Consider the following 21,571-nt stretch of genomic DNA (forward strand, 5'->3'; position numbering starts at 1 on the left):
GGACGACGACGGCGGCCGCCCCCGGAATCCGGGAGCGGCCGCCGTGTCGCGTCAGATGATCAGCCCAGGCGCTGCTTGAGCGCGTCCAGCTCGTCCTTGAGGCCGGTGGGCAGCTTGTCGCCGACGAACTCGAACCACTCGTCGATCGACGGCAGCTCGTTGCGCCACTCGTCGACGTTCACGGCCAGCGCCTCGGCGACGTCCTCGATCGGGGTGTCCAGGCCGGTGAGGTCGAGCTCCTCCGGCGTGGCGACGATGCCGACCGGGGTCTCCTTGCCGACCGCGTTGCCCTCGATGCGATCGACGATCCACTTGAGCACGCGGCTGTTCTCGCCGAATCCGGGCCACAGGAAGCGCTTGTCCTCGCCGCGGCGGAACCAGTTGACGTAGAACACCTCGGGCAGCTTGGACTCGTCGGCCTGCTTGCCGATGTTGAGCCAGTGATCGAAGTAGTCGCCCACGTTGTAGCCCAGGAAGGGCAGCATCGCCATCGGGTCGCGGCGGACGGTGCCCACCTTGCCCTCGGCGGCGGCGGTCTGCTCCGAGCCGACGGTCGCGCCCATGAAGACGCCGTGCTTCCAGTCGCGCGCCTGCGTGACCAGCGGCACCGTCGTCTTGCGGCGACCGCCGAAGAGGATGGCCGAGATCGGCACGCCCTGCGGGTCGTCCCACTCGGGGGCGATCGACGGGCACTGCGACATCGGGGTGGTGTACCGCGAGTTCGGGTGCGCGGCGACGGTGACGACGCCGTCCTCGTTCTCGGCGGAGGAGCTCTCCCAGTCGTCGCCGCGCCAGTCGGTGAGGTGCTGCGGGGCGGCGGACATGCCCTCCCACCACACGTCGCCGTCGTCGGTCTTGGCGACGTTGGTGAAGATGGTGTTGCCGGCGTCGATGGTCTTCATCGCGTTCGGGTTCGAGTCCATCGACGTGCCGGGGGCGACGCCGAAGAAGCCGAACTCGGGGTTCACCGCGTACAGGCGGCCGTCCTTGCCGAAGCGCATCCAGGCGATGTCGTCGCCGACGGTCTCGGCGCGCCAGCCCGGCAGGGTCGGCTGGATCATCGCGAGGTTGGTCTTACCGCAGGCCGACGGGAACGCCGCCGCGATGTAGTAGACCTTGTCCTCCGGCGAGATCAGCTTGAGGATCAGCATGTGCTCGGCGAGCCAGCCCTCGTCGTGCGCCATGGCCGAGGCGATGCGCAGCGCGTAGCACTTCTTGCCGAGCAGGGCGTTGCCGCCGTAACCCGAGCCGTACGACCAGATCTCGCGGGTCTCGGGGAAGTGGGTGATGTACTTGGTCTCGCTGCAGGGCCACGGCACGTCGGCCTCGCCGGGCGCGAGCGGCTTGCCCACGGAGTGGATGGCCTTGACGAAGAAGCCCTCGTCGCCCAGCTTGTCCAGCACCGCGGTGCCCATGCGGGTCATGATCTTCATCGAGACCACGACGTACGGGCTGTCGGTGAGCTCGACGCCCAGCTTCGGATCGTCGGCGCCCAGCGGGCCCATGCAGAAGGGCACCACGTACATGGTGCGGCCCTGCATCGAGCCGCGGTAGAGGTCGGTCATCGTCGCGCGCATCTCGGCGGGACGGACCCAGTTGTTCGTGGGGCCCGCGCCCTCCTTGGTCTCCGAACAGATGTAGGTGCGCGACTCGACGCGCGCCACGTCCGCCGGGTCCGAGAGGGCGAGGAAGGAGTTCGGCTTCTTCGCGTCGTTGAGCTTGGTGAACGTGCCGGCGGCGACCATCTCCGAGGTCAGCCGGTCCCACTCCGCGTCGGACCCGTCCGCCCACACCACGCGATCGGGCTGCGTGAGCTCGGCGACCTCACGCACCCACTCGATGAGCTGCGCGTGCTTCGTGGGGATCGAATCCCCCTCGAGACCGGGAATGGTGGCTGACGTCATGTGTCATCTCCGAAAGTCGCCGTAAGAACCTTTGAACCAGTGTCACACATCGAGCAAGGTCACAGAACCGAGGGTGACGTGCAACATCTCACATCACACCTCGGCCGACCTCCCCGCACGGGGCAGGAAGCCGATCCGCTCCAAGTAGGCGACGTAGACGTCCAGCCCCGCCTCCCCGACGGGGGCGCGGTCACCGTCCTGCCCGATGCGGCCGTCGGCGGCGCTCGTCGGGGTCCACCCGCCGCCCTCGCCGCCGGCGGTCTCGCGCTCGAGCCCGGCCCGGATGAGCAGGATGGCACGGGCGAGCGTCTCCGCCACCTCCGGCCGGTCGCGGAAGGCCTCCGTCTGCCGCTCGAGGAAGACGTGTCCCGGCACGGCCTCGACCGGGTGGCCCGCGCGGCGCAGCGCCCCGACGATCTCCCGCCAGCTCACCCGCGAGCCGCTGCCCACCTCCAGCGTGCGCAGGGGCTCGTCACCGCTGCGCAGGACCTCGACCATCGCCTCGGCGGCGCGGTCGACGGGCGTCATCTCGATCGTCTGCTCCATCAGCTCCGACGGTGCCGCACCGACCGTCGCGATCGAGCGGACCAGGTTCCAGAAGGCGTCGTCGGTGTTGGTCGCGCCGGAGTCCAGCGCACCGGTCAGCAGGCCGGGCCGCAGGATCGTCGACGGGACGCCGCTCGCCGTCGCGAGCTCCACCACCCGCTCGGCCACCCACTTCGAGTGCGTGTACCCGGCGTCGGGGATCTCCTCGAAGGCACCCGCGGCCGAGATGGTGGACACGAACTGGAACACCGTCCCGGGCCGCCGCGAGGCCAGCTCCAGCAGGAACCGCGTGGAATCGACGTTGGCGGCGCGCAGCCGGGCGTAGGGCTCGACGTGGTTGACCCGCGCGCCGCAGTGGATGATGGCGTCCACCTGCTCGATCACCCGGTCCCAGACGGCGGGCTCGATCCCCAGGGCGGGCTCGGCGAGGTCGCCCGGGAGGGCGGTGATCCGGCCCTCGTAGTCGTCGGACCAGGAGCCGTAGCCGCGCATCGCCGTGCGGATCCGTGCGAGGCCCGCGGCCTCGTCGCGGGCGCGCACCAGGCCCCGCACCCGCGCGGCCGGGTCGGCCTCGAGCACCGCCCGGATCAGGTGCCCGCCGAGGAGACCGGTGGCGCCGGTGATGAGCACCTCGTGGCCGGCCGGCACGACGTCGGGCACCGACGGCGCGAACCGCACGTCGTCGACGGGGACCTCCACGGGGCGGGGCCGGCCGGCCTCGGACAGCGAGGCCAGCACCGACGCCGGGGTGGCGCTCTCGAACAGCCCGACGATGGGCACCCGCACCCCGAAGTCGACGTCCACCCGGTCGACCAGCCGCATCAGCGACAGCGAATCGCCGCCGAGCTCGAAGAACGAGTCGTCCAGGCCCACGTTCTCGACCTCGAGGACCGACTCGAACAGCGCGACCATGGCGCGCTCCTCGCCGGTCTCCGGCGCGCGGTACCCGGCCGCGGCGGCGAACACCGGCTCCGGGAGGGCCGCGCGGTCGAGCTTGCCGCTGGGGGTCAGCGGCAGCGCGTCGAGCACGACGACGAACGGGAGCATCGCGGACGGCAGCCGCCGGGCGACGGCCGCCGTCACCGCGTCCGGCGACGCGCCCGGAGCCGCGACGTAGCCGACGAGGCGGGCACCGCCCGGGGCGTCGTGCACCGCCGCGACGGCCGCGCGTACGCCGGGCACCGCGGCCAGGGCCGCCTCCACCTCGCCGAGCTCCACCCGCACGCCGCGGATCTTGACCTGGTCGTCGGTGCGGCCGACGTACTCCAGCTGCCCGTCGGGCAGCCAGCGCACGAGGTCGCCCGTGCGGTACATGCGCGCGCCGGCCGCTCCGTGGGGGTCGGCGACGAACCGCGCGGCGGTCAGGCCCGGGCGACCGACGTAGCCGCGCGCGATCGCCGGGCCGGCGACGTACAGTTCGCCGACGGTGCCGGGGGCCACGCGCCGCAGGGCACCGTCGAGCACGCGGACCGCCATGCCGCGCAGGGGCCGGCCGATGGGCACCGGGCCGCTCTCGCCGGGCCGGATCCGCGCGGTGGAGACCGCGATGGTCGCCTCGGTGGGCCCGTAGGCGTTGACCAGTCGGCGGCCGGGCCCCCACCGGTCGATCAGTGCGCGGGGCACGGCCTCGGCGGCGATCACCAGCGAGGTCAGGCCCCGCATCCGCCCGGCCGGTACCGAGGCCAGGACCGACGGGGTGAGGACGGCGTTGGTGACGCGGTGCTTCTCGACGAAATCGGCGAGCTCGGCACCGACGCGCACGCGCGCGGAGACCACCAGGGTGCCGCCGGTGCCGAGGGCGCACAGCAGCTCCCACACCGCGGCGTCGAAGCCGACGGAGGAGTTGTGCAGCATCCGGGTGCCCGGGCCGAGGTCGAGCTCGTCGAAGGTGCGCACCAGGTTGGCGAGCCCGGCGTGAGTGACGGCGACGCCCTTGGGCGTGCCCGTCGAGCCCGAGGTGAAGATGACGTAGGCGGCGTCCTCCGCGGTCAGCGGGCGGCGACGGTCGGCGTCGGTGACGGGCTCGTCGCCGACCTCGCCGGGGCCGGCCTGCAGCATCGCGGCGTCCACCTCCAGGGCGGGCCGCACATCGGCGAACATCACCTCGATCCGCTCGCGCGGGGTCCGCTCGTCGATCGGCAGGAACGCGGCGCCGGCCTTGGCGACGCCGAGCACGACGGCGATGAAGCCGATCGATCGCGGTGCCGTCACCGCCACCACGTCGCCCGGGCCCACGCCCGCGGCGAGGAAACGGCGTGCCCACCGGTTCGACAGCGCATCCAGCTCGGCGTAGCTGAGCGGGGTGCCGTCGCCGGCGACGGCGCGCGAGCGCGGCCGGGCCGCGGCGCGGCGCCCGAACAGCTCCGGGAGGGTGCGGGCGGGAACACCGCCCACGGCACCGCCCCAGCGGCGCACCAGCAGACGCTCCGTCTCGCCCGTGCCGTCCACGTCGGCGAGCCGCGCGTCGGGCCGGGTCACCGCGGCCGTCAGCACGCGCCGCCAGCGGTCGATCAGGTCCTCGACGGTGGCCCGATCGAGCACCTCGGTGCGGAAACCGGCGCGCACGTGCAGATTCTCGCCGGGGACCGCGGCGACGTGCAGCGGGTAGTGGGTGGCGTCGTCGCCCCGCACGTCGACCACCCGCACGTCCGTGCCGGGGATGCTCGCGCCCGCCGTCGAGGGATAGTTCTCCACCACGAACAGCGAGTCGAACAGCTCGGACCGGCCGGCGGCGCGGGCGATCTCGGGCAGCCCGAGGTGCTGGTGATCGAGCAGGCGCACGTACTGCTCCTGCACGCCCTGCACCACCGCGCGGACGGTGCTGCGCGGGTCCAGCCGCACCCGCACCGGCGAGGTCGTGATGAGCAGGCCCACCAGGTCCTCGACGCCGTCGAGCTGCGCGGGTCGACCCGACTGCACCCCGCCGAAGACCACGTCCGCGCTGCCCGTCGCGCCGCCGAGGGCGATCGCCCAGGTGGCCTGCAGGACCGCGCCCGGCGTGGTGCCGAGCGTGCCCGCGAGCCGCGTCACGGCGGCGGTGAGGTTCTCGGGGAGCGTCGCGCGCACCTCGTCGCGCCCCGTCCCCGACGGTCCGCCGTCGTCGCCCGCCCCGGTGCGCGCGGGCGCCCCGGCCGCGGTGCGCGGCAGCGCCCGGGCGAGCAGCGTCGGCTCGTCCAGCCCGTCGAGCTCGGCCGCCCACGCGGTGCGCGCGGCGTCGCGGTCCCGGTCCCGCAGCCAGGTGAAGTAGTCGTGCAGGGCCGCCTTGGGCGCCCCCGGATCGATGCCGGCGTAGCCGGCCAGCAGGTCGCGGAAGATGACCGGCGCCGACCAGCCGTCCCACAGGATGTGGTGGTTCGTCACCACCAGCCGGTACTCACGCTCGGCCACCCGCACGAGCACGAAGCGCACGCCCGGTTCGCGGTCGAGGCGGAAGCCCCGGCGGCGTTCGGCGGCGGCGGTCTCGTCGAAGGCCGCCTCGGGGTCGTCGGCGGCGCGCACGTCGACGCGGCGGAACGGCACCGGGCCGGGGGCCGCGATCACCTGCACCGGGGCGTCGAGCCCGTCGGCGACGAACCGCGCCCGCAACGCCTCGCGGCGGGACATGAGCGCGGCGACGGCGCCGGCGAAGCGGTCCTCGTCGAGCGCGCCCTCGAAGTCGATCACCGTCTGCACCACGTAGGGGTCGTCCGCGGCGGCCTCGGCGTGGTACCGGAAACCCTGCTGCAGCAGGGTCAGCGGCAGCACGTCCTGCAGGCCGGGATAGCGCCCGTCGAGCCCCTCGACCTGCGCCGCGGTGAGCGCGACCAGCGGGAAGTCCGACGGGGTGTGCCCGCCGTCGCCGCTGCTCGCGGCCCGCACCACGTCCTGCAGGGCCGCGAACCACAGCGCGCCGAGCCGGCGCACCGACTCCTCGTCGAGCAGTGCGCGCGCCCAGGTCCACGACGCGACCAGCTCCGGGCCGTCGGCCCCGTCGCGGGCGACGGCGTTCACCTCCAGCGGGTGCATCAGGGCGAGCGCGTCGGGCGCCGGGGACAGATCGCCGAAGCGCCGGTCGGGCGCCCAGTCCTGCTCGCCGGTCCCCGCCGTGCGGCCGAGGTAGTTGAAGCCGATCTCGGGTGCGGGCAGCCCCGCGAGCCCGGCCGCGGTCTCCGGGTTCGCGTAGCGGGCGAGCCCGTAGCCGATGCCCCCGTCGGGCACGGCGCGCAGCTGCTCCTTGATCCGTTTGACCACCGCGGACGGATCGCCCGTGCCCGGCCGCAGCCGCACCGGATGCACGTCGGTGAACCAGCCGACGGTGCGCGCGAGGTCGAGCCCGGGTGCCAGAGCCTCGTCGCGGCCGTGGGCCTCCACCTCGACCAGGACGGAGTCGTCGGCGCGGCCGCGCTCGGCCGCCCACGTGGTGACCGCGGTGGCGAACGCGGCGAGCAGCACGTCCTGCACGCCCGCGTGGAAGGCCTCCGGGACGGAACCGAGCAGCGGCCCGGTCACCTCGGCCGGCAGCGTCGCCGTGATGCCGCCCGCGCTCCCGTGGGTGTCGCGGGCGGGATCGAGCGCACCGTCGAGCAGCGACGGAGCGCCCTCGAGCACCGTCCGCCAGTGCGCGACGTCCTCGGCGCCCAGCTGCCGCGCGCGGTCCGCGAGCACCGTCGACCAGCGGCGGTAGGAGCTGCCCACCGGGGCCAGGACGACGGGACGCCCGGTGGAGGCGGCGAGCCAGCCGGTCGCGAGGTCGGTGAGGAGGATGCGCCATGAGACGCCGTCGACCACGTAGTGGTGGGCCGCGACGAGCAGCGCGCCGTCCCGGTCCGGGCCGAGGTCGAACCACACCACCCGCAGCGGCGACGGTGCGCCGGGCCGCAGCAGGGCCGTGATCCGGCGGTGCTCGGCGGCGACGGCGCCCGCCACCGCGTCGAGCGGGAGGACGGTGGCGTCGAAGCGCTCCACCACATCGGCAGCCGCGATCGCGCCCGCAGGGCGGGCGGTCAGCGTCCCCGTGCCGTCGTCCGCGGTAGCGATCTCCGCGCGCAGCGCGTCGTGCCGGTCCAGCACGGCCTGGGTCAGGGCGTGCAGCGTGGTGGTCGTGACGGTCGACGGGGTGCGCACCAGCACCGACTGGTGGAAGCCGTCGGCGCTACCGCCACGCTCGGCGAACCAGCGGGCCACCGGCACCGGCGCGATCGGGCCGAGCCCGTCGTCGGGAACGGCGTCCGCGGGGTCGACCTCGCCGGCCACCGCCGCGAGGCCCGCGACGGTGCGGTGCGCGAAGACGTCGTGCGCGGTGAGGCTCAGGCCCGCCGCGCGGGCGCGTCCGACCAGCTGGATCGCGCTGATCGAGTCGCCGCCGAGCTCGAAGAAGGAATCGTCGACGCCGACCTCGGGCACCCCGAGCACCTCCGCGAAGACCCCCGCGAGGGCCTCCTCCGCGGAGGTCCCGGGCGCGCGGTAGCGGGCCTCGTCGCCCAGGTCGGGCGCGGGCAGCGCCGCCTTGTCGACCTTGCCGTTGGCGGTGAGCGGCAGCGCGTCGAGCACCACCACCCGGGCGGGCACCATGTGCGCCGGCAGGCTGCGCGCGACGGCCGCGCGGACGGCGGCCTCGTCGGCGGCGCCGGTCACGTACCCGACGAGGCGCCGGACGGCCCCGTCGCCGTGCACCACGACGGCGGCGGCGCTCACGCCCTCGACGGCGGCGAGCGCGGCCTCGATCTCGCCCGGTTCGATCCGGAAGCCGCGCAACGTGATCTGGTCGTCGGAGCGGCCGACGTACTCGAGCGCCCCGTCGGGCAGCCAGCGCACCAGGTCGCCCGTGCGGTAGATCCGCGCGCCGTCGCCGGTGAGCGGGTCGGCGACGAACCGCGAGGCGGTCAGGCCGGGCCGGCCGGCGTAGCCGCGGGCCACGCCCGGCCCGCCGACGTACAGCTCCCCCACCACGCCCGGCGGGACGCGGCGCAGCCCGGGGTCGAGCACGTACGCGCGCACGCCCCCGAAGGGGCGGCCGATGGAGACCGCGTCCTGACCCGCCTCCAGCTCGCCGAGCGTCGCGGCGACGGTGAGCTCCGTGGGCCCGTAGGCGTTGATCATCGTCCTGCCCGGCGCCCACTGCTCGATCAGCGGCGTGGTCACCGGCTCGGCGCCCACCGTCAGCGCCTGCAAGCAGCGCATCCGCCCCGGGGTGATCGAGGCCAGCACCGAGGGCGTGATCAGCGCGTGCGTGATGCCGTACGCCTCGACGAAGTCGGCGAGCTCGTCGCCGACCCGGGTCTGCGCGGAGACCCGCATCGTCGCGCCGGTCGCCAGCGCGCTGAGCAGGTCCCAGAAGGAGATGTCGAAGCCGACGGAGAAGTTCGAGAGCACCTGCGCGCCCGCACCGACGCCGGTGCGGGCGACGATCGCCGCAGCCAGATCCATCGCGCCCGCGTGCTGCACCACCACGCCCTTCGGCGTGCCCGTGGTGCCGGAGGTGTAGATGACGTACGCCGCGTCCTCGGCCCGCAGCGGCGCGCCGCGCTCGGCGTCGGTGAGCGGGGCGTCGTCGTAGCCGCGCAGATCGGGCCGGGTCGCGGCGTCCACCACCAGGCGGGGCGCCGCGTCGCGCAGGATGAAGTCGATCCGCTCCGGCGGGTACGCCGCGTCGATCGGCAGGTACGCCGCGCCGGCGCGCATCACGGCCAGCTCCACCGCGATCAGCCGCGCGGAGCGGGGCACCGTCACCGCGACGACGTCCCCGTGCCGCACGCCCTTCTCGCGCAGGAACCGCGCCCAGCGGTTCGCCGCGGCGTCCAGGTCGCGGTAGGTCAGCGATTCGTCGTCGTCGATCACGGCGAGCGCGTCGGGGCTGCGCCGCACCCACTCGTCGACGAGCGCGGGCACCGTGGAGCGGCCCTCCGGACCCGACGGTGCGCCCCACTGCGCGAGCCGCGCGGGCTCGTCGCCCAGCAGCACGTCGACGGCGCCGACGGCGGTCCGCGGGTCGGCCGCGACCTGGGTCAGCACGGCGCGCCAGCGGGCGACGAGGGTCTCGATGCCCGCGCGGTCGAAGACGTCGGTGCGGAACTCGACCGCGCCGCGCAACCCGCTCGCGGACTCGGTGACGCTGAAGAGCAGATCGGCGCGGGAGGCGCCCGCCTCGGTGGGCACCACGCGGGCGCCCAGCACGTCGCGCAGCTCACCCCAGCCGGGGTCGGCGTTCCAGCCGAGGATCACCTGGAAGATCGGGTGTCGTGCCGCCGAGCCGCGGGGCGCGGCGGCCACCATCTCGCCGAACGGAACGTCCTGGTGGGCGTACGCGTCGAGCACCGTCGCACGGGTACTGCGCAGGTAGCGGCCGAACTCGGCGGACCAGTCGACCGTCGTGCGCAGGGGCAGCAGGTTGACGAACATGCCGACCACGTCGTCGCACGCCGGCGGGCGGCCGGACGCGGCGGTGCCGATCACCACGTCGTCGCCGGCGCCGAGCTTGGACAGCAGGGCCGCGAGGGCGGCGTAGTGCACCATGAACAGGCTCGCGCCGTACTCGCGCGCGAGGCCGCGCAGCGGTTCGGTCAGCTCGTCCGGCCAGGCGAATTCGACGGTGTCGCCGGCGGAGTCGTTCTCCTGCGGGTACGGCCGGTCGATCGGCAGCACCGTCTCGACCGGGGCCCCGTCCAGGGTCCGGCGCCAGTACTCGCGGTGCGCCGCGACCGGCCCGTCGACCTCGCGCAGGCGGGCGCGCTGCCAGGCAGCGTAATCGGCGTACTGCACTGCGAGGGCGGGCAGTTCGGGTGCCGCGCCCGAGCGGCGCGCGGCGTACGCGGCGACCAGATCGCGCAACAGGGGCCCCACCGAGCCGCCGTCGCCGGCGGTGTGGTGGATCACCAGCACCAGCCGCTGCGGCCGGGACAGGGCGCGCCGTTCCACCAACAGCCAACCCCGGATGGGTTGCTCGTTCTCCAGGTCGAACGCGTACCGGGCGCACGTGCGGGTGACCTCGCCGCGCTCGGCCGCGGTGACGGTGACCCGCTCCAGCAGGCGGGCCGGGTCCATCGGGACGGTGAGATCCTGCACCACGTCGTCGCCGCGCGAACGCAGCACGGTGCGCAGCACGCGGTGCCGCTCGACGAGGTCGAGCAGGGCCCGCTCCATCGCGCCGGCGTCGATGGCCTCGTCGAAGTCGAGCACGAGCGGCATGTTGTAGACGGGCGACGGCCCGCCCAGCTGGAAGTCGCGGAAGAGTCCGGCCTGGGCGTGGGAGGCGGGCGCCTCGGCGACGTCGCCCAGCGCGGGGATCGACGGTGCCTGCGCCACGTCGGCCTCCTCGCCGTCCGGGGCGGGAAGCACGGCACCGTCGGGCATGGTGGGACCGGCGGCCCGCGCAGCGGAGGCGGGCCCCGCCGTCGGCGCGGGTGGCGCGGCGACGGCGGGGGCGTCCGCCAGCAGCGCCGCGATGCCGCGGGGCGTGGGGTCGTCGAAGACCTCCACCACGGGCACCTGGACGCCGCGCAGCTCGGCGAGGCGATCGGTGACCCGGACCGCGACCAGGGAGGTGCCGCCGAGGTCGAAGAGCGAGTCGTCGGGATCGACCTCCGCGACCCCCAGGATCGTGGCGAGCAGCTCCGCGACCAGCGCCACGTCGTCGACCTCCGCGACCGGCGGCGGGGCATCGGCCTCCACCGGCTCGGAACCGGCCGGAGCGGCCGGCGTCTCCCCGGCCGGCGGGGGCAGGACGCGCGAGACCCGGGGCGCGGGTGCCTCGGCGCCCGGCGCGGCCGCGGTTCCGAGCAGGCGCTCGAGCGGGGCGTCGGGATCGGCGACGACGTCGGCGAGGGCGTCCGCCCAGTCCGCGGCGAGGGCGCCGATCGCGTCGGCATCGAACACGCCCGCGCGGCCACGGACGTCGAGGGTCAGCGCGCCGTCGGCGGCGAGCGCGACGAAGCCCAGGTGCCGCACGGGGCCGGCGCCCACGACCTCGGTGCCGCCGGGGATCCCGGCGAAGTCCTCGGGGACGGGCTCGAGGTAGTTGACGACGACGCCGGTCGCGCCGTGCTCGCCGTCGAGCGGGCGGCCGCGCTGGCGCAGGAAGGCCGTGCGGATCGCGGAGTCGGTGCCGCGCAAGCACTCCCGCACGGTCCCGCCCGGCCGCAGGTCCACGGTCACCGGGATCACGACCCCGGCGGCACCGTCGGTGTCGAGACCGGTCTCGTCGATGCGCCCGGAGACGGGCAGGTCCACCCGCACCCGCTCGGCGCCGGTCCGGCGCGCGGTGACCAGCGCCGCGGCGACCACGGCGACGGTCGAATTGCGCACGCCCACGGTGCGGGCCTCCGCGTCGAGGCCGCGGAACCGCTCCGCGGGGACGGTGATCAGGGGCGCGCGCACCTGGCCGTCCGCGCGGCCCGACGGTGCGCCGCCCGGCAGCGTCATCGGCCCGGGGAGGGCGGTGGACTTCCAGAACGCGGCGTCCACGGCGTGATCGGGCGAAGCGAGGTACGCCTCCTCGGCCTCCAGCAGGGCGCGTAGCGGGCGGATCGGCGCGACCGGCAGCGGGTCGCCCTGGACCAGTGCCGTGTACGCGCGCGCGATCGCGGAGCGCACGCGCGCGGCGGTGTACCCGTCCGCGACCACCAGGTCGCACTCGAGCAGGAGCCGGACGCGGCGGTCGGAGGTGCGCACGAGGGTCAGGCGCACGCGGGGATCGCGCGGGGGCGCGGCCAGACGGTCCGCGGCGAGCGTGCGCGCCGCCTCGTCGGGGTCGCTCGCGTGCCGCAGGTCGATCCGCTCGACGGTCACGGCCGCACCGGCATCGGCGCGCTGCCGCAGCGCGCGCTCATCGATGCGCACCAGCAGGGGCTCGGCGGCGGCCAGGACGTGCTCGGCAGCGCGGCGCAGGAGGGCGTCGTCGACGTCCCCGTCGAGCACGACGAACTCGCTGATCGTCCACCGCGGGCCGGGGCCCTCGGCGCGGCGCGCGGCGACGACGTGCGCCTGCGCGCGGGTCAGCGCGACACCGGCACGCTTCCTCGTGAACCGATTCGCCATGGTCCCCCCTCAATCAGGTTTGCGATCGCAACCCTATCGAAAGGAGTCAAGCAATGTCGCCCCTATCCAGCAGTCGCCACCGTCCGTCGACGAAACGCCACGTCTCGAAGGTGTTGTCGCTGCGCACGCGGTGGTAGACATCGGCCACCCCGTCGGCGTCCAGGTCGGTGAACACCGCCGTGCCGTGCTCGTCGCTGAGCGTGCCCGTGTCCGCGAGCCCGTCACCGTCGGTGTCGAGGGCGTGCACGTCGAACCACCCCGCCTCGGCGTGCACCCACAGCCCGCCGGGCGAGGGCGCGGCGGAGGGAACGGCACCGTCGAACAGCTCGCTCCCGAACACCTCCGCGTCGGGCGCCCCGAACAGCCCGAATTCAGGGTCCATACTCATTGGACGCACCAGCCTCCCGATCGGTTCCCGGTCCGCGCGCGAGTCGCAGGGCCGCGTCCGCCTCCGCGGCCACGAGGGCGGCGGCCAGTTCGAACTCCACCCGCTGCCGGAAGCTCGCGGCGGCCGCATCGGCCCAGTTCCTGCGGTCGGCGCGGGCGGTGGAGCGGCGGCGCACCCGCAGCAGCCAGACCGCGGCGGCCAGGCCCACGGCGAGGCTGATCGGCAGCGCCAGCCAGCGCAGCGCGCCGAGCGCCTCCAGCGGCGCGGCCACGGCGCGGCCGATGCCGAGCCCGGCGGACGCCCCCAGGATGAGCACGGCCAGGTCCTCGGGCCGCCGACGGTGCGCGGGCGCCTCCGGCGGGGCGGGGCGGGGCAGTACGGGCACCGCCGGCTCCGGCGGGTCGGGCCAGCCCGCGAAGGTGCCGCGGTAGGCGCCGCGAAGGTGCTCGTGCAGCGAGCGCTCGAGGCCGACGACCACCTCGGTCAGCCGGGCGCGCACGTCGGGGGCGGGCTCGTCCTCCTGCCGCCGGAAGCCGTCGGCCGAGGCGGCGAGCAGCGCGGCGCGCATCCGCGCGACGGTCGAGCGCAGATAGGCCGAGCGATCGGCGCGCTCCAGCGCGGGGCCGGGCGGCGGGGACGGAGCCGGGGCGGGGCGCGCGGGGCTCGGCGACGCCGGGTGCTCCAGCGCCGCGCGCAGGGCCTCGATACCGCCACCCGAGTCGGGCTGCACGCTCACCACCTCGGCGTCGAGGCGGCGGGCGGACTCCGCGAGGACGGCCTCGGCGTCCGGGTAGACGTCCGCGCCGGTCGCGGCGAGCACCGTCGGCAGGCGCGTGCGCAGGCGGCCGAGGGCGACCTCGTCGACGGTGTCCGCGGGCACGCAGGCGTCGAGCACGTAGACCAGCACGTCGTGCTCGCCGGGGTGCGCGCCCAGCGGGGTCAGGGCGCCGTCGGGGCCGACCACCGCGGCCGCGGCGCCCAGCCGTGCCGCGACGGCCGCGGCGCCCGCCGGGTCCTGCCCGGCCACCAGCGCGGTCACGAGGCCCGCCCCAGCCGGTCCAGCAGGAGCTGCTCGGCCTCGTCGCGGCGCGCGCAGTCCGTGGCCGCGACGATCCGCAGCGCGCCGTCGAACTCCTCCTCGCGGCGGCCCTCGTAGCCCTCCAGCGCCGCCGCGAGCGGGGGCAGCAGCGCATCGACGCCGCTGAGCTCGCGCAGGCTGGCCAGCAGTACGTCGTCGGGCATCGACGGGGTCTCGCGCAGCGCCCCGAGCGCGCACGCCAGGCCGTAGCCGCCGAACCGGCGCAGCAGCGGGGCGTCCGCATCGAGCGCCGCCGCGGCGTCGAGGGCCGATTCCGGCAGCGCGAGCCCGGACTCCGCGATCCGGCGCACCGCGGCCAGATCCCCCGGGTCGACGTGATCGAGCAGCGCCATCACCGCGGTCACGGGCCGGCCGAGCGTCTCGGACAGCCGCGCGGCGTAGCCGTCCGCGGCGCGCCACGAGCCGGCGGCATCGGCCCTGGTCCACGCGAGGACCGTCGGGCCCGCGGCGGCGAGCGTCTCGATCGCGGCCCGGTCGGTGCCGCGCAGGCCGCCGGCGAAGCAGTACAGCGTCGCGTCGGCGTCGTCGCCGTCGTCGGCGATCACGACCGAGCGGGCGCGCAGTGATGCGGCGAGCGTCGTCCTGCCGACCCCGCCGCGCCCGAGCAGCCGCACCCGCGGCGCACCGTCGCGCACGGACAGATCCCCCATGAGAGCCCCCCGCTCCGTGACCGGCGCCCCCGCGCCGGTCTCCTACCGGGAGGGTACGAGCGTCTCCTCGGCATCGGTGGGCGATTGCTCCGATTCGTCGCGGCGGCCCGCGACGAAGAGGGCGAACACCGCGCCGACCAGGCAGATGCCCGCCGTCACCAGGAAGACCTCGCCGAACATCAGCGCGTACGCCTCCTGGGTGCGCCGGGCCATCGCGACGATGGTCTTCGTGATGTCGCCCTGCGGGGCGATCGCCGGCATCGTGTCCAGGATGGTGGTGAGACGGTAGAAGCCGAAGGTGGTCAGCGCCGCGACGCCGATCAGCATGCCGCTCATGCGCGCGACCACGAGCAGGGCGGAGGCGATGCCCGCCTGCGAGAGCCGCACCGCGCGCAGCGCCGCCGAGGACAGCGGCCCGATCACGAGACCCAGGCCGAGGCCGGCGATGGCGAGCGAGGTGTCGAGCGCGGGCAGGAAGCCCAGGTAGTGGGCCGAGAGCACGTCGGTCGGCCACATCGAGATCAGGACGTAGCCCCCGGCGGCCACGAGCAGTCCGGCCACGGAGACCACGCGGTCGCCGATGCGGGTGGCGAGGAAGCCGCCGAGGATCGCGCCGACGGGCAGCGCCAGCAGGAACCGCACCAGGGTCAGGACCGCGGCGACACCGTCGCGTTCGAGCACGGCGCGCGCGTAGATCTCGACGTCGACCAGGGTGACCATGAGCGCCGCGCCCGCGCACACCGAGGCGGCGCAGGCGGCGAGGAAGGGCCGCACGCGCATGCCCTCGGTGTCGATCAGCTTGGTGCGGGCGAAGCGCTCCCACACCGCGAACAGCACGAAGGCGACGGCGGCGCCGAGCAGCAGCCACGCCCCGTTCGGCGGCAGGACGTCGGTCCCGTCGGGCTCGGGGTTGTAGAGGCCGATCACCGACAGCCCGAGGGCGACGGCCAGCAGGAGCCCGCCGACCACGTCGACCTTCTGCTTGGTCACCGCGCGCTTGGGGACGGTGAACTGCAGCAGCAGCATCGCGATGAGGGCGAGCGGCACGTTGATCCAGAACACGACGCGCCACGCGTCGTCGCGGGGCACCGAGGAGAAGTGGTTGTGCACGAGCGTCACCACGCCCACGCCCACGACGGGGCCGAGTACGCTGCCCAGCTCCTGCGCCGCGCCCACCCAGCCGAGCACCGCGGCCCGTCGGCGCGCGGACCAGAGGTCGGCGGCCAGCGCGAGCGTCACGGGCAGCAGGGCGCCGCTCGCGACGCCCTGCACGACGCGGCCGACCAGGACCTCGGGCACCGTGTGCGCGAGTGCCGTGAGCACCGAGCCGACGATGAACAGCGCCAGGCTGGCCTGCAGCACGAGGCGGCGGCCGAACCGGTCCGACAGGCGCCCGAGCAGCGGCATGGCCGCGATGTAGCCGAGCAGGTACCAGGTGATGATCGGGGTGGCGAGCTGGATCCGGTTGATGGGGATGTCGACGCTGCGCATGATGTCCTCGAGGACCGAGACCACCACGTAGGTGTCGAGCGCGCCGAGGAGCACCGCGAGCCCCGCGGCCCCGATGGCGACACCACGCCCCCGCACGGGGCTCGGTGCCGCCGCGGGCGCGGTGAGCGTCACTTGGCGGTCTTCGGGTCCAGCAGCGTGACCTTCTTGCCCCAGTCGGAGAGGGTGACGGTCAGCGTGCCCGTGTCGAAACCGACGTTCGCGCGCACCAGGTTGTTCGGCGCGGCCTCCTGCACCCAGAAGGTCAGCGGGCGGTCGCCGAGCTCGGCCTTGGGCACGATGCCGGCGAGCGCGGCGCCCGGGATGATCCCGGAGACGCGGATCGCCTCGGTGCCGCCGATCTGCTCGCGCCCCTCGACCTTGGGGTCGCGCACCGACGCGAGGAGGTTCGCGATGCCCTTGTTCGGGTCGAGGATCGCGGAGGCGTCGTAGATGTCCGCGGCGAGACCCATGTCCTGGTAGGACTGCCCGGCGCCGAACTGCGCCCACAGGTGCGCGTCGACCACCACGAACTTGGCCTTGACCGCGGTGCCGTTGAAGATGACGTCGGCGTCGCCCTGCCCCGAGACCTTGGGGTCGTTGGTCAGGTACGCGGAGACGCTCTTGACGGGCAGGTTGGGGACGGTGCCCTCGACGGAGAGGTCGAGCTGCACGTCGTGCAGGTCCCGGGCGGCCTTCGCCGACGAGTCGATCAGGGGCTTGGCCTCGGGCAGCGGCGCGTCGTTGACCTTCTCCCCGTCGCTCTTCGAGCAGGCGGCCAGGAGGCCGACGACGGCGAGCAGGGCCACCACCGTGGAGGCGAGGCGGAGCACCGTGTGGCGAGAGTTACGCACGATCATGCGGCCAATGCTAAGTCACAACCGGGAAGCTGGGACGATGGAGAGCGTGCCCCAGTCCCAGGATCCCCGCGCCGAGCACCGTCGGCTGTACCCCCGCGTGACCAGTTTCCGCTCCCGCCGCGCCTCCCTCACCCCCGCCCAGCAACTGGCGATGGACACCGGCTGGGAGACCCTCGGCCGGGACATCCCGCCCGCCTCCCCGCTTCCCGACGGTGCGCCGGAGGGCGCCTTCCCCGCACCGTCGCACCCGCTGGACGCGGAGGCCTGGTTCGGCCGGAAGGCCCCGCTCATCGTGGAGATCGGATCGGGCACCGGCACGTCGACCTGGGCGATGGCGCAGGCCGAGCCGGAGAACGACGTCGTCGCCGTCGAGGTGTACCTGCCCGGGATCGCCCAGCTGGTGGGCGCGGTGCAGCGCGCGGAGCTGACGAACGTGCGGGTCGTGCGGGGCGACGGGGTCGCCGTACTCGAGGACATGATCGCGCCGGGCACGCTGACGGGCGTGCGCGTCTACTTCCCGGACCCGTGGCCCAAGGCCCGCCACCACAAGCGCCGGCTGCTCCAGCCGCGCATGTTCTCGCTGATCGCGGACCGTCTGCGCGTCGGAGGGATTCTGCACGTGGCCACCGATCATGCAGACTATGCAGAGGCGATTGCGGAGACCGCACCCTCGGAGCCGTTGCTGCGGCCCGTGGTGCTGCCGCCGCGGCTCGCCGACGCAGGGCTGCCGATCTCCGTCGACCGCCCCGTGACCAAGTTCCAGGACAAGGCCGCGCAGGTGGGCCGCGAGATCCACGAGTTCGTATGGGAACGCGTGGAGGAAGGAGAGGTGCGGTGACGCCGATCGACGCACCCGCCGACCCGCAGCCCGAGGCCGCCAGACGCGTCCTGCTCGTCTGGGACGCGCCGAACCTCGACATGGGGCTCGGCTCCATCCTGGGCGGCCGCCCGACGGCCGCCCACCGGCCGCGTTTCGACGCCCTGGGCCGCTGGCTGCTCGAGTACACGGCCACCCTGGAGTCGGACACGGACACCCGGCTCGAGCCCGAGGCCACCGTCTTCACCAACATCGCGCCCGGCACCGCCGACGTGGTCCGGCCCTGGGTCGAGGCCCTGCGCAACGTGGGCTACGCGGTCTTCGCCAAGCCCAAGGTGGACGACGACAGCGACGTCGACGACGACATGCTCGATCACATCGACGTGCGGCGGTACTCGCCGGGCCTCGGTGGGCTGCTCGTCGCGTCCGCGGACGGCCAGGCCTTCCGCGAGCCGCTGGAGGAGATCGCCGAGAGCGGGGTTCCGGTATCCGTACTCGGGTTCCGTGAGCACGCCGCCTGGGCGTTGGCTTCCCCTACTCTGGAGTTCGTCGATCTCGAGGACATCGCCGGGGTGTTCCGCGAGCCGCTGCCACGGGTGAGCCTCGATTCGCTGCCCGACGAGGGTGCGTGGCTGCAGCCGTTCCGTCCCCTGTCCTCGCTACTTTCGAGCCGGGCCTAGCCCTAGAACCGGCCACCGGAAAGGAATTTTCGCTTGTTCGCAGCGATAGGACGCTTCACGTACGCGTTCCGATACACGATCATCGCGGTCCTCTTCGTGTCGATCGCCTTGACCGGCGTCTGGGGCTTCCTCGGACTCGGCGCCAAGACCAGCCTCAACGGCCTCTACGACGAGGCCAGTGACTCGGTGGCCGCCGCCGAGGTCACCGATAAGGCCAACGGTCGCGAGATGCAGCCCGACATCCTGGTGCTGATCAAGCCCGCGGACGGAAAGAAGGTCTCCGATCCGGACGTCATGAAGGCGGTCGCCCAGACCCGCGAGGACGTCCTCGCGAAGTTCGCGACCGGCGACGACCCGAAGCTCAGCCCGGTCAACGAGAAGGAACCGCAGGAGAGCTCGCTCAGCTACACGATGTTCGCGCCGGGCGCGCCCCAGGCGAACGAGCAGCTCTACGAGAAGTTCACCCGCACGGACGCCGACGGCGGCACCTGGGGCTTTTTCACCCTGCCGATGAAGTCCGCGGACGACACCCAGCGCGGTAAGGACTGGGTGGAGATCCAGAAGCCGCTCAACGAGATCCTGCAGTCGGAGGCGAACAAGCCGGTCTTCGAGGCCAAGGTCGGCGGCCTGATCCCGGTGACCTCCGAGGTCACCGAGGGCGTCCAGAAGGACCAGAAGAAGGCCGAGATCATCGCGCTGCCGCTGGTCGCGATCGTGCTGTTCTTCGTCTACGGCGGCATCGTGGCAGCGGTGCTGCCGATGATCATCGGTGTGCTCACCATCGGCGCGGCGATGGCGGTCGCATCCGTGATGGCCGACTTCACCGACGTCAACCTCTTCGTCGGCCCGATCATCTCGCTGATCGGCCTGGGCATCGCCCACGACTACGGCCTGTTCATGGTGTCCCGGTTCCGCGAGGAATTGGACGAGGGGTACGACACACCCACGGCCGTCAGACGCACGGTGATGACGGCCGGCAGAACGATCATCATGTCCTCGCTGCTCATCGTGGGCGCGCTGGCGTGTCTGTACATCTCGCCGCTGGGCCTGCTGACCTCGATGGCCACGGGCGCGCTGCTGGGCGTGTTCATCTCGGCGATCCTGTCGCTGACCCTGCTGCCCGCGATGCTCGGCGCGCTCGGCCCCCGGGTCTTCTCGCTCAGCTTCCACTGGTTCCTCACCGTCTTCGACCGCTGGAAGCTGCCGCTCATCGGCGGCGTCATCCACTGGGCCGCCGTCAAGACGGGCGGCGCGAAGACCAAGGCCAACATCGAGGCCGGCATGTGGGGCAAGGTCACCGATGCGGTGATGAAGCGGCCGAAGACCGCCATCGTCAGCGTGGTGACGCTGCTGCTCGCCATCTGCATCCCGATCGTCGGCCTGCAGTTCGGCGGTATCTCGCAGACCTACCTGCCGCCGACCAACGAGACCCGGCAGACCCAGGACAAGTTCCAGGAGCTCTTCCCGGACAACACCGGCCAGCCGGTCAAGATCGTCTTCACCAACGCCAACGACGAGCAGATCAAGCAGGTACTGGACGAGGCGAACAAGCTTCCCGGCTTCACCCGCGCGAACCCGTCGGACCCGGATTCGCCGAAGTTCAGCGCGGCGACCGCGGCCGTCGACACGGCCAAGGGCACGTCGGACAAACTCGAGGTGCGCGGCCAGCAGGTCGCGGTCCGCACGTCGAACGGCAGCATGCAGGACCCCAACGACACGGAAGCGGTCGGCGAGGCCGTCAAGGCCCTGCGCGCCATCAAGATGGACGGTGCGGACCCCAGCAAGGGCGTCGGCTTCCTGGTCGGCGGCATGCCGGTGCTGCAGTACGACTCGATCGACTCGATGCTCAGCCTGCTGCCGCTGCTGCTCCTGCTGCTCGTCGTGGTCACCACGCTGATGATGTTCCTGGCGTTCGGCTCGCTCACGCTGCCGATCAAGGCGGTGCTGATGTCGCTGCTCTCGCTGGGCTCGACGCTGGGCTTCCTGACCTGGATGTTCGTGGACGGCCACGGCGGTGACATCTTCAACTTCACGGGTGGCCCGATGATGGCGCCCGTGCTGGTGCTGGTGATCGCGGTGGTCTTCGGTCTCAGTACGGACTACGAGGTCTTCGTGATCTCCCGCATGATCGAGGAACGCGCGGGCGGTGCCACCACGAACCAGGCGATCCGCGCCGGCACGGCGAACACCGGCCGCATCATCACCGCGGCCGCGATCCTGCTGGCCTGCGTCGCGGCGGCCTTCGCCACCTCCGACCTGGTCATGTTGAAGTACGTCTCCTTCGGCCTGATGTTCGCGTTGCTCATCGACGCGACCGTCGTCCGCATGGTGCTCGTGCCCGCGGTGATGAAGCTGCTCGGCGACGACTCCTGGTGGGCCCCGGTCTGGATGCGCAAGATCCAGGAGGCCATCGGCCTCGGCGAGACCTCGCTGCCGGCCGAGACCCGCGACGGCCGCCCGCTGTCGTCGGTCAAGGCCGCCACGGCGGGCCCGGGCAAGGCCGCGCCGCAGCTGGTCGGTGCCGGTGCTCCCGTTCCCGCCCGGCAGGCCGCCACGCCCGAGGACGGCCGGCTGCACCCGCCGTCGAACCTGCCCGACGTGCGCCCGGCCCGGCCCACCCCGGTCGGCCCCGGCCCGCGTCGCCCCGGCCCGCCGCCCGGCTTCTCCGGCCGGCTGGAGCTGCCGCCCCGCCCGACGGGCCCCGGACAGCGCCCGCCGCAGGATCCGCGCAGCTACCAGCAGCAGGTGCCGGGACGCGGCCCGCAGCAGGGCCAGGCGCCCGGCCCGGGGCAGCAGCGCCGTCCGGGCCCGCCGCCCGGGCCGCAGGGTCCCGGCCGCCCGCAGGGCCCGGGCGCGCCGCGCCCGAGCGGGCCGATCGGCCCCGGCGGCCCCAGCGGCCCCAGCGGCCCGATGCCGCGACAGCAGCGGCCGGGCGGCCCGCAGGGTCCACGTCAGCCGTACCCGCCGCGCCCGCAGGGGCCGGGTGGCCCCCAGGGGCCGCGCCCGGGCCAGGGCCCGACCGGTGAGGGCGCGCGCCCCCACCAGCAGCGGCCCCCGCACGAGGACTGACACCACGCACGGGCGAGCCCCGATCCCACCAGGGATCGGGGCTCGCTCCGTTTCCAGGC

Annotated in this window: 10 protein-coding genes; 3 read left to right on the forward strand and 7 right to left on the reverse strand. The window is 74.1% G+C overall.

Annotation, left to right across the window (positions count from 1 at the left end; all coding sequences use genetic code 11):
* Positions 1-59 precede the first annotated feature (59 nt).
* From BLQ62_RS21815 to BLQ62_RS21845, 7 genes are all read right to left on the reverse strand, one after another.
* Positions 60-1,904 carry a phosphoenolpyruvate carboxykinase (GTP) gene (locus BLQ62_RS21815; RefSeq protein WP_068564016.1) on the reverse strand — a complete coding sequence of 615 codons (1,845 nt, stop codon included), beginning with the start codon at positions 1,902-1,904 and terminating at the stop codon, positions 60-62.
* A 93-nt stretch (positions 1,905-1,997) separates the two neighbouring features.
* Positions 1,998-12,461: a non-ribosomal peptide synthetase gene (locus tag BLQ62_RS21820; RefSeq protein WP_068564014.1), complete on the reverse strand. Its 10,464-nt coding sequence runs from the start codon at positions 12,459-12,461 to the stop codon at positions 1,998-2,000.
* A gap of 46 nt (positions 12,462-12,507) precedes the next feature.
* Positions 12,508-12,843, reverse strand: coding sequence for a DUF6802 family protein (locus BLQ62_RS21825; RefSeq protein ID WP_068530910.1), 336 nt, complete (start codon positions 12,841-12,843; stop codon positions 12,508-12,510).
* Entirely contained in the window at positions 12,833-13,888 is a 1,056-nt protein-coding gene (locus tag BLQ62_RS21830) for a hypothetical protein (RefSeq protein WP_068564012.1), read from the reverse strand. The genes BLQ62_RS21825 and BLQ62_RS21830 overlap by 11 nt, the downstream gene beginning before the upstream one ends.
* Complete coding sequence (locus tag BLQ62_RS21835) at positions 13,885-14,598, reverse strand: hypothetical protein (protein WP_068530902.1); 714 nt, start codon at positions 14,596-14,598, stop codon at positions 13,885-13,887. The genes BLQ62_RS21830 and BLQ62_RS21835 overlap by 4 nt, the downstream gene beginning before the upstream one ends.
* Positions 14,599-14,640: 42 nt before the next feature.
* Positions 14,641-16,221, reverse strand: a complete 1,581-nt coding sequence (locus BLQ62_RS21840; protein WP_068530900.1) for an MFS transporter — start codon at positions 16,219-16,221, stop codon at positions 14,641-14,643.
* Complete coding sequence (locus tag BLQ62_RS21845; protein ID WP_068564010.1) at positions 16,218-16,946, reverse strand: LppX_LprAFG lipoprotein; 729 nt, start codon at positions 16,944-16,946, stop codon at positions 16,218-16,220. Before BLQ62_RS21845 ends, BLQ62_RS21840 begins: the two co-directional genes overlap by 4 nt.
* Before the next feature lie 37 nt (positions 16,947-16,983).
* Here BLQ62_RS21845 and trmB point away from each other — a divergent pair, with 37 nt between their 5' ends.
* From trmB to BLQ62_RS21860, 3 genes are read left to right on the forward strand one after another with little or no spacing between them, the layout of a single operon-like run.
* The gene (gene trmB, locus BLQ62_RS21850; RefSeq protein ID WP_231857522.1) at positions 16,984-17,784 is read left to right on the forward strand and encodes a tRNA (guanosine(46)-N7)-methyltransferase TrmB; all 801 of its coding nucleotides are present in this window, start codon (positions 16,984-16,986) and stop codon (positions 17,782-17,784) included.
* Entirely contained in the window at positions 17,751-18,443 is a 693-nt protein-coding gene (locus BLQ62_RS21855) for an NYN domain-containing protein (protein ID WP_068530893.1), read from the forward strand. The genes trmB and BLQ62_RS21855 overlap by 34 nt, the downstream gene beginning before the upstream one ends.
* Positions 18,444-18,476: 33 nt before the next feature.
* Positions 18,477-21,512, forward strand: a complete 3,036-nt coding sequence (locus BLQ62_RS21860; protein WP_068564008.1) for an MMPL family transporter — start codon at positions 18,477-18,479, stop codon at positions 21,510-21,512.
* Positions 21,513-21,571: the final 59 nt, after the last annotated feature.

Source organism: Tsukamurella pulmonis, assembly GCF_900103175.1.
Taxonomy (GTDB): domain Bacteria; phylum Actinomycetota; class Actinomycetes; order Mycobacteriales; family Mycobacteriaceae; genus Tsukamurella; species Tsukamurella pulmonis.